The sequence below is a fragment of the Roseibium sp. MB-4 genome (assembly GCF_053005265.1).
Genome location: NZ_JBRKQB010000001.1, coordinates 1,595,892 through 1,612,096, shown reverse-complemented (window position 1 = coordinate 1,612,096; position 16,205 = coordinate 1,595,892). Strand labels below are relative to the sequence as shown.

Annotated in this window: 15 protein-coding genes; 9 read left to right on the top strand and 6 right to left on the bottom strand. The window is 58.9% G+C overall.

Annotated features, from left to right (window positions below; genetic code table 11):
* Nucleotides 1–3 precede the first annotated feature (3 nt).
* From hmgA to ACVDG4_RS07485, 6 genes are all read left to right on the top strand, one after another.
* A complete protein-coding gene (gene hmgA / locus ACVDG4_RS07510) occupies nucleotides 4–1,380 on the top strand; it encodes a homogentisate 1,2-dioxygenase (RefSeq protein WP_447235095.1) in 1,377 nt (458 codons plus the stop codon).
* 136 nt (nucleotides 1,381–1,516) lie between these two features.
* Nucleotides 1,517–2,368 carry an MBL fold metallo-hydrolase gene (locus ACVDG4_RS07505; RefSeq protein WP_447235094.1) on the top strand — a complete coding sequence of 284 codons (852 nt, stop codon included), beginning with the start codon at nucleotides 1,517–1,519 and terminating at the stop codon, nucleotides 2,366–2,368.
* Between the two features lie 18 nt (nucleotides 2,369–2,386).
* Nucleotides 2,387–3,397 carry a fumarylacetoacetate hydrolase family protein gene (locus ACVDG4_RS07500; RefSeq protein WP_447234571.1) on the top strand — a complete coding sequence of 337 codons (1,011 nt, stop codon included), beginning with the start codon at nucleotides 2,387–2,389 and terminating at the stop codon, nucleotides 3,395–3,397.
* A gap of 69 nt (nucleotides 3,398–3,466) precedes the next feature.
* Entirely contained in the window at nucleotides 3,467–4,426 is a 960-nt protein-coding gene (locus ACVDG4_RS07495) for an MBL fold metallo-hydrolase (protein WP_447234570.1), read from the top strand.
* Nucleotides 4,427–4,601: 175 nt separating this feature from the next.
* On the top strand, nucleotides 4,602–6,218 hold the full coding sequence (locus ACVDG4_RS07490; protein ID WP_447234569.1) for an FAD-dependent oxidoreductase: 1,617 nt from the start codon (nucleotides 4,602–4,604) through the stop codon (nucleotides 6,216–6,218).
* Entirely contained in the window at nucleotides 6,218–6,421 is a 204-nt protein-coding gene (locus tag ACVDG4_RS07485) for a DUF2783 domain-containing protein (RefSeq protein ID WP_447234568.1), read from the top strand. The genes ACVDG4_RS07490 and ACVDG4_RS07485 overlap by 1 nt, the downstream gene beginning before the upstream one ends.
* 130 nt (nucleotides 6,422–6,551) lie before the next feature.
* Here ACVDG4_RS07485 and ACVDG4_RS07480 read toward each other — a convergent pair whose 3' ends face one another.
* Nucleotides 6,552–7,991 (bottom strand): helix-turn-helix domain-containing protein, encoded by a 1,440-nt coding sequence (locus ACVDG4_RS07480; RefSeq protein ID WP_447234567.1) that lies wholly within the window; start codon nucleotides 7,989–7,991, stop codon nucleotides 6,552–6,554.
* A 123-nt stretch (nucleotides 7,992–8,114) separates the two neighbouring features.
* On the opposite strand from ACVDG4_RS07480, the gene ACVDG4_RS07475 reads away from it, so the two are divergent.
* A complete protein-coding gene (locus tag ACVDG4_RS07475) occupies nucleotides 8,115–8,438 on the top strand; it encodes a helix-turn-helix domain-containing protein (protein ID WP_133952884.1) in 324 nt (107 codons plus the stop codon).
* A 460-nt stretch (nucleotides 8,439–8,898) separates the two neighbouring features.
* On the opposite strand, the gene ACVDG4_RS07470 is transcribed toward ACVDG4_RS07475, so the two are convergent.
* From ACVDG4_RS07470 to ACVDG4_RS07450, 5 genes are all read right to left on the bottom strand, one after another.
* Nucleotides 8,899–10,095 (bottom strand): OmpP1/FadL family transporter, encoded by a 1,197-nt coding sequence (locus tag ACVDG4_RS07470; protein WP_447234566.1) that lies wholly within the window; start codon nucleotides 10,093–10,095, stop codon nucleotides 8,899–8,901.
* A gap of 108 nt (nucleotides 10,096–10,203) precedes the next feature.
* Nucleotides 10,204–11,004 (bottom strand): SDR family NAD(P)-dependent oxidoreductase, encoded by an 801-nt coding sequence (locus ACVDG4_RS07465; protein WP_447234565.1) that lies wholly within the window; start codon nucleotides 11,002–11,004, stop codon nucleotides 10,204–10,206.
* On the bottom strand, nucleotides 11,001–11,930 hold the full coding sequence (locus ACVDG4_RS07460; RefSeq protein ID WP_447234564.1) for an SDR family oxidoreductase: 930 nt from the start codon (nucleotides 11,928–11,930) through the stop codon (nucleotides 11,001–11,003). The genes ACVDG4_RS07465 and ACVDG4_RS07460 overlap by 4 nt, the downstream gene beginning before the upstream one ends.
* On the bottom strand, nucleotides 11,927–12,829 hold the full coding sequence (locus ACVDG4_RS07455; protein ID WP_447234563.1) for a bile acid:sodium symporter family protein: 903 nt from the start codon (nucleotides 12,827–12,829) through the stop codon (nucleotides 11,927–11,929). Before ACVDG4_RS07455 ends, ACVDG4_RS07460 begins: the two co-directional genes overlap by 4 nt.
* Nucleotides 12,826–14,172 (bottom strand): flavin-containing monooxygenase, encoded by a 1,347-nt coding sequence (locus tag ACVDG4_RS07450; protein ID WP_447234562.1) that lies wholly within the window; start codon nucleotides 14,170–14,172, stop codon nucleotides 12,826–12,828. Before ACVDG4_RS07450 ends, ACVDG4_RS07455 begins: the two co-directional genes overlap by 4 nt.
* Before the next feature lie 75 nt (nucleotides 14,173–14,247).
* Here ACVDG4_RS07450 and ACVDG4_RS07445 point away from each other — a divergent pair, with 75 nt between their 5' ends.
* Entirely contained in the window at nucleotides 14,248–14,910 is a 663-nt protein-coding gene (locus ACVDG4_RS07445; protein WP_447234561.1) for a TetR/AcrR family transcriptional regulator, read from the top strand.
* Nucleotides 14,911–15,076: 166 nt separating this feature from the next.
* Nucleotides 15,077–16,147, top strand: a complete 1,071-nt coding sequence (locus ACVDG4_RS07440; protein ID WP_447234560.1) for a CNNM domain-containing protein — start codon at nucleotides 15,077–15,079, stop codon at nucleotides 16,145–16,147.
* The last annotated feature ends 58 nt before the right edge of the window (nucleotides 16,148–16,205 follow it).

Sequence of the window (16,205 nt, the reverse complement as noted above, 5' to 3'; positions counted from 1 at the left end):
GCGATTATGAACAAGGTCGATCACAAGCAAGTTGCCGGCGACGGCGGCAAGCCGCTGTCCAACGAGCTGCAGTATATGCCGGGTTTCGGCAATGATTTTGAGACCGAAGTCCTGCCGGGCGCGCTGCCGCAAGGCATGAACAGCCCGCAGAAATGCGCCTATGGGCTTTATGGCGAGCAGTTGTCCGGCACCGCCTTCACCGCGCCGAGCCATCAAAACGAGCGGACCTGGTGTTACCGCATCCGTCCGTCGGTCAAGCACACCAGCCGGTTTCAGAAAATCGACCTTCCCTATTGGAAGAGCGCGCCGAACGTCTGCGAAGATGTCATTTCTCTCGGCCAATACCGCTGGGATCCGGTTCCGCACGCCGATGAGGGCCTCAACTGGCTGACCGGCATGCGCACGATGACGACGGCCGGGGATGTGAACACCCAGGTCGGCATGGCAACGCATATCTACCTAGCCACCCAGTCGATGGAAGATGAGTACTTCTTCTCCGCCGACAGCGAGCTTTTGGTCGTGCCGCAGGAGGGCATTCTCCGCTTCTATACCGAGCTCGGCATTATCGAGCTGGAGCCGAAGGAAATCGCCATTCTGCCGCGCGGTTTGGTCTATCGGGTCGAGGTGGTGGAAGGTCCTGCACGCGGCTTCGTCTGCGAGAACTATGGCCAGAAATTTGAGCTGCCGGGCCGTGGCCCGATCGGCGCGAACTGCATGGCCAACCGCCGGGACTTCAAGACGCCGGTCGCCTGGTATGAAGACAAGGAAGTGCCGAGCAAGGTCACGGTGAAATGGTGCGGCCAGTTCCACGAGACCAAGATTGGTCATTCGCCACTCGATGTGGTTGCCTGGCACGGCAATTACGCACCGGTGAAATACGACCTCAGGACCTATTGCCCGGTCGGGGCGATCCTGTTTGACCATCCGGACCCGTCGATCTTCACCGTTTTGACCGCGCCGTCCGGGGTGCCGGGAACGGCCAACATCGATTTCGTTTTGTTCCGGGAACGCTGGATGGTGGCCGAAAACACCTTCCGCCCGCCCTGGTATCACAAGAACATCATGTCCGAGCTGATGGGCAACATCTACGGTCAGTACGATGCCAAACCACAGGGCTTCGTGCCGGGTGGCATGAGCCTTCACAACATGATGCTGCCGCATGGACCGGACAATGATGCCTTTGAAGGGGCATCCAATGCGGACCTGAAGGCCGAAAAGCTCGACAACACAATGTCCTTCATGTTCGAGACCCGCTTCCCGCAACACCTGACCGAATATGCCGCCAAGAACGCGCCGTTGCAGGACAACTACATCGACTGCTGGGACAGCCTTGAGAAAAAATTCGACGGCACGCCGGAAGGCACCTGGGATAAGAAGTAACCGACACTGTTTGCTGCCCCGGACTTGATCCGGGGCCTTCAGGGTTGGTCCTGGATCAAGTCCGGGACAGCCTTTTTTGACAAAAGCGCAGTTGTGGATGCTGGCAAGGAGTGTGTGGGTGCAGGGCAAAGCGGATATGGATGACCGTCTCGTCATTTTGGGCTCAAAGGGCGGGCCTGCGATCCGGCCGGGCGGGCCGTCGCCGACGAGTTCGCTGATCGAGATCGGCGGACGTCGCTGTGTTATTGACTGCGGTCTCGGGGTGACCCGGGGCTTGGTCAACTCTGGCGTTTCCTTGAAGGAACTGGATCTCATCGTTATTACCCACATGCACTCCGATCATGTTCTGGAGCTCGGGCCCTTGTTGCATACGGCCTGGACCAGCGGGCTGGCGCATAAGGTCAAGGTGTTCGGACCGGCCGACCTGATGGAGTATTGGGACGGTTTCCTGGCCTCCATGCGCTATGACATCGATCTGCGGATTGATGATGAAGGCCGCCCGGATCTGCGAGACCTCATCGAAATCCACCTGCTGGCCGAAGGCGAGGTGCCGCTTGACGACAGCGGTTTGGCGCTAAAAGCGCTGCGGGTTGATCACCCGCCGGTGGTCGATTGTTTTGCCCTGCGGTTCGATACGGAGGATTGGTCGGTGGTCTTCTCCGCTGACACGGCTTTCTTCCCGCCGCTCGCCGTCTTTGCCAAGGACTGCGATGTTCTGGTGCACGAGGCCATGCTTCAGCGCGGGGTCGACAAAATCGTCGAGATCACAGGCAATGGCGACCGGCTTCGCGAGCACTTGTGGGCGAGCCACACGATGGCGCCGGATGCTGCCAAGATTGCTGAAATGGCCCAGGCCAAGACCCTTCTCCTCAACCATTTGATCCCGGCGGATTTGCCCGGTTTCGAAGAGCAGGAGTGGTTGGAGGCAACAGAAACCTTTTCCGGGCAGACAATTGTCGGTCATGATGGATTGGTCATAACAAAATAGGCTTGGGGAGACGGATCTATGAAACTGGCAAGTTTGAAAGATGGCAGCCGGGACGGAAAACTGGTGGTGGTCAACGAGCGGCTGACCTATTGCACGGATGCCAGTCACATTGCACCGACCCTGCAGGCCGCCCTCGACAATTGGGATCATGTTGCGCCGAAGTTGCAGGTGCTTGCCGAAAGCCTCTCCCATGACGCCGTGCCAACCTTGCGCTTTCACGAGCACGATGCCTTGTCGCCGTTGCCGCGCGCCTATCAGTGGGCCGACGGATCCGCTTATGTGAACCACGTCGAGCTGGTGCGCAAAGCTCGCGGCGCCCAAATGCCGGAGAGCTTTTGGACCGACCCGCTGATGTATCAAGGCGGCTCCGATACGTTTATCGCGCCTCGCGATCCGATCAAAATGCGCGACGAAGCTTATGGCATCGACATGGAAGGTGAGATCGCGGTCATCACCGGCGATGTGCCCATGGGCGTGAGTGCTGAAGGGGCCCTGTCCCATGTCAAGCTGGTGCTGCTCGTCAACGATGTCTCTTTGCGGGGGCTGATCCCGGGCGAACTGGGCAAAGGCTTTGGCTTCTTCCAGTCAAAACCGTCCTCGGCCTTTTCGCCTGTTGCTGTGACGCCGGATGAATTGGGCGAGGCCTGGAAAGACGGCAAGCTGCATCTGCCGCTGCATGTCGACCTCAACGGTCAGCCCTTTGGCCGGGCGGAAGGCGGCATCGACATGACCTTTGATTTCGGCCAGTTGATCGCCCATGCGGCCAAGACACGGGCGCTCAGCGCGGGCACGATCATTGGGTCCGGCACGGTCTCCAACAAACTGAACGGTGGTCCGGGTAAATCACTCTCCGATGGTGGGGCAGGTTACTCCTGCATCGCGGAACTGCGCATGATCGAGACCATCGAAGATGGCGAGGCGAAAACACCGTTCCTCAAGTTCGGTGACACCATCCGCATCGAGATGCTGGACGGGAACGGGCACACCATTTTCGGCGCTATTGAACAGACAGTGGAACAGGCTGACTAGCGCGCCACCAAGCAGCCGGGTCACCTCCGGCAATGACGGACAAACAAACCGCAGCGACGGGAAAACAGCATGAGCAAGCAATTCGCCTCTGTCGGCGACATGGAAGAAAAGAAGATCACGTTTGAAGAGATTGGCAAGGATCTTTGGGCCTTTACCGCCGAGGGTGACCCGAACACCGGCGTGATCTTTGGCGATGACAGTGTCATGATCATCGAGGCGCAGGCAACACCGGCACTCGCCAACAAGGTCATAGAAAAGGTCCGGTCCGTCACCGATAAGCCGATCAGCCATCTGGTTCTGACCCACTATCATGCTGTTCGGGTTCTCGGAGCGGCGGCCTATCAGGCGCCGAATATCATCATGAGTCAGAAGGCGCGGTCCATGGTTGTGGAGCGTGGCGCGGAAGACCGGGAATCGGAATTCATGCGCTTTCCGCGCCTGTTCATGGGTTATGAAAATGTCGCCGACATTCCGCCGCTTACGTGGCCGACGACCACTTTCAACGACCGCATGACCGTTTATCTGGGCAAGCGCCGGGTGGATCTCAGCTTCCTGGGCCGGGCGCATACGGCCGGCGACATCGTCATTCATGTGCCGGATGAAAACGTCATGTTCACCGGCGATATCGTTGAATATCATTCGGCGTGCTATTGCGGAGACGGTCATTTCAACGACTGGCCGAAAACACTGGAAGCGATCCGCGCTTATGACGTTGAAGCGATTGCGCCGGGCCGCGGCGATGCATTGGTCGGCAAGGAAATGGTCGGCAAAGCGCTGACGAACACCGCCGACTTTGTAACCTCCACTTACAAGCCGGTCGCCCGGGTTGCGCAGGGCGGCGGTACCTTGAAAGAGGCGTGGGACGCCTGCCGCGCCGAATGCGATCCGAAGTTTAAGGACTATGCGATCTACGAGCACTGCCTGCCGTTCAACGTGGCGCGTGCCTACGACGAGGCGCTGGGCATCGACACGCCGCGCATCTGGACCGCAGAACGCGACGCAAAGATGTGGGCGGACCTGCAGGGATAACTGACGCAGCCTGTCATTATTGCTGTCCCGGCCTTGAGCCGGGACCGGACCCATCAAAACCCCGGCTCAAGGCTGGGGAGGCCTTTTCGAGAACTGAGTTTCTGTAACCATTCCTTGGCCAGACATGGCTCTATAAGGCCACGAAAACTAGAAATCGCAGCAGGGAGGAGAACCTGTGACCAAATTGTTCGAAGTGCCGCTGTATCCCTACAAGTGGTCGCCCGATCAGGAAACGTCCGCGCCAGTGCGCCATCCGGTGGTGATCATTGGCGCCGGGCCGGTCGGCCTTGCGATGGCCATTGATCTGGCCCAGCAGGACATTCCTGTTGTGATCCTCGACGACAATGACAAGGTCAGCGTCGGCTCTCGCGCGATTTGTTTTTCGAAACGATCCCTTGAGATCCTGGACCGCTACGGTTGCGGCGATCAGATGGTCGACAAGGGTGTGGTCTGGAGCCATGGTCGGGTCTTTTTTGGTGACCGTCAGGTCTACAATTTCGACCTGTTGCCAGAGGAAGGGCACAAACGCCCGGCCTTCATCAATCTTCAGCAATACTACTGCGAACTCTATTTGGTGGAGCGTCTGCGCGCCCTTCAGCAGGAAGGCAAGCCGGTCGACATTCGCGGCGGCAACAAGGTCGCCTCCATCGATCAGATGGACGATCACGCCTCGCTGATCATCGACACCCAGGATGGTGCCTACCGGATCGAGGCGGATTGGTTGATCGCCTGTGATGGCGCCGGTTCTCCGTCCCGCCGGATGCTGGATCTGGACTTTGTCGGCCGGGTGTTTGAGGACAACTTCCTGATTGCCGACGTGATCATGAAGGCGGACTTCCCAACGGAACGCTGGTTCTGGTTCGATCCGCCGTTCAACAAGGACCAGTCCGCTCTTCTGCACAAACAGCCGGACGGCGTCTGGCGGATCGACTTGCAGCTCGGCTGGGACATCGACAAGGAAGAAGAAAAGAAGCCGGAAAACGTCATCCCGCGTCTCAAGCAGATGCTTGGCGAGGACGTGGAGTTCGATCTGGAATGGGTCTCTATCTACACCTTCCAGTGCCGCCGTATGGAAAAATTCCGCCATGGCCGGGTGATCTTTGCCGGGGACGCCGCGCACCAGGTGTCACCGTTCGGTGCGCGCGGCGCAAACTCCGGCTTTCAAGACACCGACAATCTTGGATGGAAGCTGAAACTCGTTCTGGAAGGACAGGCGCCGGAAAGCCTTTTGGACAGCTATGGGCTGGAGCGCGAATGGGCCGCGGATGAAAACATCCTGCAGAGTTCCCGTTCAACCGACTTCATCACGCCGAAATCGGAAATGAGCCGGATCTTCCGCGATGCGGTCCTGGATCTGTCCGAGAGTTATGAATTCGCCCGCCCTCTGGTGAATTCCGGACGCCTGTCAGTGCCGTGCGTCTATGAAACGTCACCATTGAACAGCCACGATGTCGACGGCTTGCCGGCCCGCACAAGGCCCGGCAGTCCTGCGGCAGATGCACCGATTGGCGAGGAGTGGCTGTCGGACCGGCTGGGCGATGGGTTCAAGTTACTCGCGCTGGGCCTGAAGATCCCGGAACGCTCCGACATTGCCGGGCTTTCCGTTGAGGGCATTTTTGTTCCGGACGGCAACATCAGTGCAGAGCTTCGGTCTCGGTATCTGGGCGATGCCGGCGCCGCTGTTTATCTGATGCGGCCGGACCAGCATGTGGCTGCGCGTTGGACAACACTTGACTGGGCACAGATTGAAACAGCCTTGAACCGGGCGATCGGAAAAGGGGAGGCGGCCTGATGACAGCGCATATCACCAAGGCGCAATTGCGCCACCCGGACGACTTTTACGCGGACCTATTGGAGGCCCATGAAGGGCTCTCAAAAGCCGAAAGCGATGCATTCAATGCCCGGCTCATCCTGTTGATGGCCAACCGCATCGGCGATCCGGACGAGCTGAAAACCCTGCTTGAGGCCGCAGCCAGAACGAAACATCCGGAATAACTGGATGGATAGCCGTATAACACTTCCGCTGCCCCGGCCCTGAACCGGGGTCTTTGCCGTTACGGTCCCGGATCGGGTCCGGGACGGCACTGTGTGTATGGCTTCGAGATACTCATTTCGAAAAGAAGTTTTACCGCGTTGCTTTCGCGCGGTAAGGCACAATGCCGCGTTCGCGGCTGTCGATAAACGGGGTCGTGTTGATCGCGGGGAAGGCGCGTTGATCGCAATTATCGCGCGGGCAGATCCGGCAGTTGACGCCGAGGGGCTCCGGCTCCGCGCGATCGTCAAGCGCCAGCCCGTCCGCATAAACAATTGCGTCGGCATATTGGGCTTCGCAGCCGAAACCGAGCGCATAGCGCCGGGCCTGGGTCTTGTAGTCCGTGGTGTGTTTCGTGACGCTGGTCGCGACACACATGTATTTCACGCCATCCGGCATTTGGGCGATTTGCGAGATGAATTTGTCGGTCGTTTGCTCAAATGCCTGATGCACATTCCAGCGGGGGCAGGACCCGCCAAAGCGCGCGAATTGGAACCGGGTTGCGCTGTGGCGTTTGACGACATTGCCGGCCCGGTCGATCTTGACGAAGTAAAACGGAATGCCCTTGGAACCCGCCCGTTGCAGGGTTGAAAGCCGGTGACAGATCTGCTCGATGCTGGCGTCCATCTGATGCGACAAGCGCTGGATGTCGTGACGGCTTGCAGCGGCGGCCTCCAGAAAGGCCTCGTAGGGTAAGAGCAGCGATCCGGCGAAAAAATTTCGAAGGGCCAGCCGAGCGATGCTTTCCGCTGATTGGGTTCGGAAACGGGCGTCCGCCACTTCTGACGTTAAGATGTCCTTGGCATAGAGCTCCGCGATGACCGAGCCGAGCAGAAAGGATTTTGAGCTGTCCGGCACGGACCGGTGGATGGAAATCCGCCGCTCAAACTCTTTGTGCCGGATGAGTGCAGCATCCTCTGCACCATGCTGTTCCACGGTGATGCTGTAGGTGTCATAGAGCCAGTCGGTGAGGGCGGTGAGCTTCGGCGTGTCCGCAAGAAGATTGATCTTGATTGCGAGCTGTTCTGCCGCCCGGTCGATCGCATCGACATAATTGTCCTGATAGTGGAAGTAGTCGCGGACCTCCTCGTAGGCTGATTTGCTGATGCTGCCGGTTCCATCGTCCGACGCATTCATCTGGAGAAGATCATCTTCGCCAGCGTCTTTTTCATGATAGGCGCGCATGGTGCCGTACATATCCATGATGGCGCGGGCGGCTTCCGGGGCCCGGGTCGCCAATTCATGAAGGTCCTGTTTGCTGATGCGCGTGCCGTGAAACCGGGTGTCTGCAAAAATTTCTTCCAGGTCCTGCGTCATCCGGTCGAGGTCGTTTTCCTCAAACGCTGAAAGGTCGGTGCCGAACACCCGGTAGATGGCCAGAAGCACAGAGGCCGTGACAGGCCGGTTGTTGTTTTCAATCTGGTTTATGTAGGGCGTTGAAAGGCCGAGCTTTTTTGCGAACTCCACTTGCGATAGGCCGGTGTCCGCACGGACCTGGCGCAGGGTGTGGCCGGAGTAGAGGTTCTTCTGCAAAACACGCTTCCTCAAATTGCAAATATTTAGCTATTAGCAATACTCAAGTTAACATTTTACAATTCGCTTGTCCTGCACAAAACTGCGTCCAACCTCTTAGCCAGAGAAGAAGTGGACCCAGACATGACAGCCCATTTTGCGCTCCATTCGACCCGGGACCTGTTGCGCCGCGCACGGCCGCTCCCGAGTACTCTCGAGCCGACAGAAAATATCCTGGACGGCGTCACACCCCGTCAGCTGGAAATCATGATGAAGCTCTGTGAGGGCAAGGTGAACAAGCAGATCGCTTATGAGCTGGGTGTCACCACTGCGACGGTCAAGGCGCATATCCGCTTTGCCATCAAGCGTCTGGGCGCCAAGAACCGGGTCCATGCGGTTGCCATGGTCGCCGCCAACGCGGCGCTGCATCGCCCGCAGCAAGCCGCCGAAATGGGCCTCTGCGCTTAAGAAGAGGCGCTCTCCCGGACGACGCATAGCGAAAATCCGGGATCTACGCATTCCCCGACGTGCGGCTATAGACCGGTTCACTCCGTATTGCCGTCCCGGACGCAGCACTGCTGCGATCCGGGGTCCTCTCGTTCTCAGAGCTTTTGAACAAAACACGCAACGGCTGCGGCCAGTTGTTATGAGAGTGGATCCCGGCTCGAGGCCGGCACGACACTTAGGCGCGCCGGGTTTTTGGCGACTTGTCCGGAAAGTGCCGGTTAAAAACTAAATCCCCAGGCTTTTGACAAAGTCCAGTTATCCCTCTGGCGTCATGTTCGGACTTGTTCCGAACATCCATCACGATTTGAGACATATGGATCCTCGGCACAAAGCCGAGGATGACTATCGAGTGGAGTGAGGCTTGTTATCAAGCTGGATCCCCGCACAAAGCGGGGAGGACCGTTGAGGTAAATGCACGTGTCTAGAACGAGAATTTGAGCTTTGTCTGGAGCGTGTAGTTCCAGGAATCCCCATACTTGTATTGCGTGGTCGCGCCGGAGGTGGACGCGAGGTTTGTGAGATCGCCGGTGCCGGAGGTCTTGTAGGTCGCAGCCGTGCCGATGGTGAGTTCAGCATGTTTGTCGAGCTGAATGGCCGTTCCGACCCCAAAGGAATAGGTGTCGGAATAGGATTGCCCGATGCCCCGGTCCCACTGGACCGTTGATCCCACCTTCAACCAATCATTGACCTTGTGGGCGAGCCCGGCACGTACCGTCCAGCCATCGTCATACCCAAGGAAACGGTTGACCACCGTGGTGCCAGCCGGGTTCTGAACCGTCAGATCCTGCAGTTTGGACCAGTCCACCCACTTCACGCCGAAGGTTGCCAGCCAGTCCGGCGCGATCCCGGTTTGCAGATTGAACTCCAGGGATTGCGGCATGGTCACGGAGGCAAAGCTGTCGAAGCTGGTTACCCCGGTGACCTCTGTTCCGCCGGCAAGGTCTACATCAATGGCCGAATCGTAGATCAGGCTCGCCCGGACAGCATACTGCGGGATCTCGTAAGAGGCTCCGACCCGCCAGCCGACGCCGGGATCGTCCGAGCGGACATCCAGCCGTGTCGGAAAATCGACATAGGTGGAGGGGGGGATAAAGGCACCATAGGACAGATTGTCGGTCCGGTATCTCAGATAAAGCAGGTTTGCCCCGGCAATCGCCCGGACATAATGTCCATCGCGAACCTGAAACTTATAGGCACAGGTTCCATTAAATGCCTTGCCGGAGGCCGAGGTCCTGGTCAGCGAGAACCGGCCCTGCCATTCCTGATTAAGGTCTTCCTCAATCTGGTACGGGTCATTGGTCCGCGCCATGCAGTCAAGTTGATCGGTCAGCCGGAATTTTGCGGCAAACTGGTAGTTCCAGATGTTCGGGGTCGCGCGGCTTTTAACCGGTCCACCGACCACCGGGCGGCCTGCCACTTCTGCGTTGGTCACTTCATAGTCGACGTTGCGGTCGACCGCCTTGGTGGTGGCTTCGAATGCAAACCGGCTGTTGTCAAACAACAGCTCGTTTGAGCCAACACCAAGCGTGTCCCAGCCGCCGGCATATGCTGGCGAAAGACAACAGAGAACCGTTCCGCCAATCATGAGATTGGCGGTCCATACTTTGAAAGTGCCCATTATTTCCCCTCCACGAGTGATGCACACGCCCGGTTTGGCTGTTGTTTGCGGGCGCTGCCTTATGCGCCGCGCATCTGCGGCGGTGGTTTTGCTGCGGTCACAAACCGTTCAGTGTGGCGCGCCTCCCTCAGCTTTTGCCGCAGGCGGCAGGATCGTGCGTTCCATCAGGTGGCGGTAAAGCTGCGGCGACAGACGGTTGATCAGGTGTGACAGGCGCGCCACACGGCCGATCGGAATGAAGGTTTTCCGCCGCACAAGTCCGCGGTAAAGAATGCGCGCTGCGTCCTCCGGCGCGAGCGCATCGACCTGATCCGACGCTGAACCCGGGCGCGCGAGGCCACCTTGGGGTTCGCTGCGCGCACCGGTGTTGGTGGCAATGAAACTTGGCGCGGCGATCAGGCACGCAACCCCATGCACTGCTTCCTCAGAGCGCAGCGATTTGAAGAAGCCCTCCAGCGCGTGCTTGCTGCCGGCATAGGCTGTGCGCAGCGCCAGCGGGCAAAACCCGGCGACAGATGAAATCGCCAAATGCGTTCCGGTAGAGCGGCGCAAATCCGGGCCGAACTCCTTGGCCATGGCCACGGCCCCGAAATAGTTCACCTCGAAAACCCTGCGGTGATCCTCAAGGGCCTGTGTGGTGAAAGGGCCGATATGGGTAACCCCGGCGTTGTAAACGACCAGATCGATGGACGGGCGTTCGGACCGGATTTGCCGGGCGGCTTCAGCCAGCTGATCAGCATCGGTGATGTCACAGGACAGTGGGCGCGTGTCCGGAACAGAGGACAATGCGTCCAGATCCGGTCCGGGCAGGTTGAGCATGACCGTGAACCAGCCATGTTCGCGTAAAATGGCCCCGAAAGCTTGGCCCAGTCCCCCGGCACCTCCCGATATGACCGCCGTCGGCTTCATAACCCGGCCTCCCGGCTCCAAAGATCAAACACCTCGGCGCTGGTCATTTGCGGCGTGTAACCGAATTCGGTTTTCAGCGCGGTGTTGTCGAGAACTGGGCGGAATTGCAGAAACCGGACCTGTTCCGCACCGAAGCGAGAGAGACCTAATGGCTGCGCTATTGCCAGTGCGGATTTGACCAGGGATGCGGGAATCCGGATCAGCGGTTTTTTCAGGCGGGCTGCCAGATCGGTCATGGAGAGGGCTCCATCGCCCGCCACGTTGTAGATGCCCGGCGGACCGTTGGTTGCCGCCCGTTCCAGGATGCGCGCAAGATCCTCGGCCCAGATGAAAACAAACGGACTGTCACTGCCGCAAAGGCCCATCAGCCGCGGTTTGCGGAACAGCGAGGTGATCTGGTTTTCAACACCGGCTCCAAGAACCGTGCAGACCCTCAAAATCACCTGTTCCAGCTGCGGCGCCTGTCTGCGGGCCTCGGCCAGCACCTCCTCGGCCTGGCGCTTGTGGTCGGAATAGGCAAATTCCGGATTGCCGCGCAGCGGATCCGTTTCTCTCAGCCAGTCCGGATTGTCCGCATGATAGCCATAGGCCGCGCCGGAGGACGTGACGACCAGCCGCCTGACCTTCGCCGCAATGCAGGCATCGACCACATTGCGTGTGCCAATGACATCCACCTCATAGGCCAATTGCCGGTCCTTCGGCTCAAGAACCGATGCAAGGTGAATGACGGCGCCGGGTCTGTCTTCTGTGATGACCTCTAACGGGTCGCGGCCGCGCACATCCATTTTGCGCCAGATGGCTCCAGTCGGCAGCGACGGCCGTGGCCCGATGTCCGTCGCAATCACGTCGTGTCCGCTGCGCACGAGCATTTCGACCAGCCTTTGACCGATCATGCCCGCAGCGCCTGTGATCAGGATCCGGCTCATCTTGCGGCCACCGTGCGGGAAAACCACTTGGCGAGCGCCAGCCCTGAGACCGCATGCCAGATGCCCCAGAAGGCAGCAACAACCGCCATGCCGCCGAGACCGTGGAAAAAACCAAAAATCAGGATCAGGCCGAGGCCGGAGTTTTGAATGCCGGTTTCGATGGATATCGCCCGCCGGTCATAGGGGGATAGCCCGGCAATGGTGGCAACCATGTACCCTCCAAGAAGGGCAATGCCATTGTGAGCTATGACCAGCGGGACGATATCCGGCCCGAATGCGCCCAGGAATTCCCAATTTCCATAAAGCGCAATACAGATGAACGAGATGAAAATCGTCATGGAAAGCATCTGCAAGGGTTTGCGCAAATGCCAGGCGAGCTGCGGTAGATTGCGGTTGACCAGCATGCCGAGCGCCAGCGGCAAAACCAGCATCAGGCTGACGGTCGCGGCCACCTGTAAGGGGTCGATCGCAACGGAGGTCATGAAGGCGCGGCTTGGACCGTACAAACTGCCCCAGAAGGCGATGTTGAGCGGTGTGAAGAGCACCGTCCCAATGGTGGTAAAGGCGGTCAGCGACACCGCGAGCGCCGCGTTGCCGCCCGCCCTGTGCGTGATGTAATTGGAGATGTTGCCACCCGGGCACGCCGCCACCAGAATCAGTCCAAGCGCAACAGATCCTTGAGGGCGAACAGCCAGCACCAGAAGAAAGGTGAGGGCGGGAAGAACGACGAACTGCGACAGGATCCCGGTTACGAACGGCTTTGGGGTGCGGAAAAGCGCCCGGAAATCGTTGGGCGTGATGTCGAGGGCGACCGCAAACATCACGATCGCCAGCACGCCATTCAGGATCAGCATGCTGTCCGGGGAAAAGTTCAGAACAGCTGCGTCGATGTTGGTCATCGGGCAGCCTCTTTCAGGGCCGCGATCCTCTTCGTGACAGAGGTTCGGTAAGTTTTCTTGTCGACGTAATAGGCCATCCGGGCGAGCTTCAGGTAATTGACCCCGCCGGTTTCCCGCTGAAAGCCGTTGGCCTTGTAGCGTTTGATGCTGTCCGCTTCCCGGTTCCCTGTCTGAAGCCCGGTGATGTAGCGCGCCACCAGTTCGGCCTGTTCATGCCGCCCCTGCCAGCCAAGGCCCGTCGCCTCGACCATGCCGAGCACGAACAGATCATCGCGCTGCGGGTGCATACAGTTGAGGTAAAGGCTCGGCGCGGCCCCCGTCCAGTTGAGCAAGTCTTTCGAAATGAAAGGGTAATCGAGCACATACCCGGTTGCGGTGACGATCATGTCGTAGTCCGCGGCGCTGCCGTCGGCAAAATGAACCGTGTTGCCGTCCAGCCGGTCGATATCGGGACGGATTTTCAAGTCGCCATGACCGGCATGGAACAGGATCAGCGAATTCACCACTGGGTGGCTTTCATAAAGTTTGTAGTCCGGCTTCGGGAACCCGTAACGCTGCGGGTTTCCGGCAAACCAGTTGAGCACCACACCGTCGATCTTGCGGCGGAGCCACATCGGCAGGCTGGTTGTTCGCCCAAGCGTGTCGGCCGGTTTGCCGAAGACGTATTTCGGCACGAAGTAATAGCCCCGGCGCATGGAGAGGTCCGTGCTTTTTGCATGATGGATAGCATCGACGGCGATGTCGCAGCCGGAGTTCCCGGCACCGACGATCAGCACCCGCTTGCCATCGAACTGGGTGGCGGACTTGTATTTCGCCGCGTGAATGAGCTCGCCGGAAAAGTCGCCCTGGAATTTCGGCATGTTGGGGGTCGAGAGTGTGCCGTTCGCAATCAGAAGGCCCTTGAAGACGGCTTCCTCTTGTTCGCCGCCCGGACCCCGCCAGGCAATACGCCAGCCCTTGCCCGACGGCCCTATCGGCTCGGCTTTCACAACTTCGGTTTGGAAGCGGTAGCACCTGTAGAGATCGAAGTGGCGGGCAAAGGCTTGGAAATACTGCCGCATGTCGCGGTGAGAGGGATAGTCCGGCGTCTCGGGCGGCATCGGGAAATCGGCAAATTCCGTCATGGTCTTGGACGAAATCAGGTGCGCGCTTTCATACATGGTCGAGCGCGGCCCAGTCATGTCCCAGACACCGCCGACATCTGAATGCAGCTCAAACCCATGAAAGGGAATTCCCTGTTCGCGCAAGACCTTGGCCATGGCAAGGCCCATAGGGCCCGCGCCGATCAGGGCATAGCTTTCCTGTGTGCTGGCGCATGGCGCCGCACCTGCTACTTGTGGCATGTTTCCTCCCAACCACGACAGTGGTATCGTTATATTGAACGAATGTTCAAAATAAGCAAGAGGCTCCTGTAAAAAATGACAGACGTGTCTGCGCCCCGGAAGCGGGCACCCAGTAAAAAGTCTTTAGAAACAAAGGCCCGGATCCTGGATGCGGCAGAAGATCTGTTTTCCAAACGCGGTTTTGACGGCACGTCGATTCGCGACATTGCCAAGCAAGCGGGTGCCCAAGTGGCGCTGGTGCATCATCACGGCGGTCCGAAGGAAGAGCTGTTTCATATGGTGGTTGCCCGCCGGGCAAAGCCGCTCGCCGAACTTCGCCTCAGGGCGCTGGAGGACAAGAAGGCCGCGGCCGAACGGGACGGGCGCAACAAGCTGACCTTGCGCGAGATCCTGGCCAGTTTCGTTCAGCCGTTTCTTGAGATGACCTTGTCAGAAGACGCGCCGTGGCCCGCCTATGGCCGGCTGATCGCGCTGGTGTCGGCCGATGAACGCTGGCGGGAGATTGCTGCGGAGTGTTTTGATCCGACCGCAGCCGTCTTTGTGGATGAGATCGCTGACCTGCTGCCGGGCGCTTCCCGGACAGCGCTCAGTGCGGCCTTCGTCTTCACTGTGTCCGGCATGCTGGCGCTCACGGCCAGCAGCTGGCGCATCGGCGCTGTGGCCCGCGAACAGGGGCAAGCGGATCTTATCGAAACCTTGCTCGACTACAGCGAAGCCGGGTTTCTGAGGCTGTGTTAAGCGTGAGAATACCGGCAGATGAGGTCATTCCTTGCTGCAAAAGCAGCTAACGAAAAAATTGGACAATCAGGAATCGCGTGAAGCGTAATAGTGATGGACCTATGCGCGAGCGGCGGGCACTCTATCACTTGTTTCCCTTTAGATCGGACGTGCGGCGGAGAAGAATTTGACCCTATTGATCCTATTCGTGGTGCTTGCCATCGGAGTGTCGTTTCTCTGCTCAATCCTGGAAGCCGTTTTGTTGTCGATCACGCCGTCCTTTGTGGAATCTGCGAACGAGAATCGGCCCAAGCTGGCCGAAAGCCTGAGAAAACTCCGGTCGGACATTGAACGGCCGCTTGCCGCCATTCTGTCTCTCAACACGATTGCGCACACCGTCGGGGCAACGGGTGCCGGGGCTCAAGCCGCCCTTGTCTTTGATGATGCCGGGGTTGGTGTGTTTTCAGCCGTGCTGACGCTTGCCATCCTGGTTCTGTCGGAAATCATTCCAAAGACCTTGGGTGCGACGTATTGGCGGGCACTGGTCCCCTTTGCGGTTCGGGTGCTGCCGTGGCTAATCGCTGCCCAATTGCCGCTGGTCTGGATGAGCCAGGGGATTACAAAGTTTCTCACCAAAGGTGATCCCAAGCATGAGGTATCCCGGGAGGAGATCTCGGCTTTGGCAACCGTCGGCAACCGTTTGGGGATCGTGGAGGAAGACGAAACCCGTGTGGTCACGAACCTGTTTCGGCTTCCGGAAATCTCTGCGCGGGAGGTGATGACGCCCCGAACGGTCATTGAGCATGTCGCAGAAGCGATGAGCGTCGGAGAGGTGGTCAAATCGCGGGAGAGCTATCCGTTTTCCCGTATGCTTGTGACCGGGGGCTCAATCGATGACGTGTCCGGCTTCCTGCTGACGCGGGATCTTCTTCTCACCGCCGTGAACGGGCACAACGACGCCAGTGTCTCGACACTCCGCCGGGATATTCTTCGGATTTCCGAAAACGAAGATCTCGATTCCCTGCTCGAAAAGCTGATGGGAAATGACGCGCACATTGCGCTGGTTCAGGACGAGTATGGCGGCACGGCCGGCTTGATCACGATGGAGGATGTGCTGGAAACCCTTCTGGGCGCTGAAATCGTGGACGAGCACGATGAAGTCGAGGACCTTCAAAAACTTGCCCTGCAACGCAGCGGCCAGCAACCCGCACACGGCATCAAGAATGCGGAAGTCCAGGATGACCAAACGAAAGCCTGATAGAAGCAGTGAGGGAGACTGAGGCCGTGAGATCCGGCATTTCTGCCGTCCGCCAAAC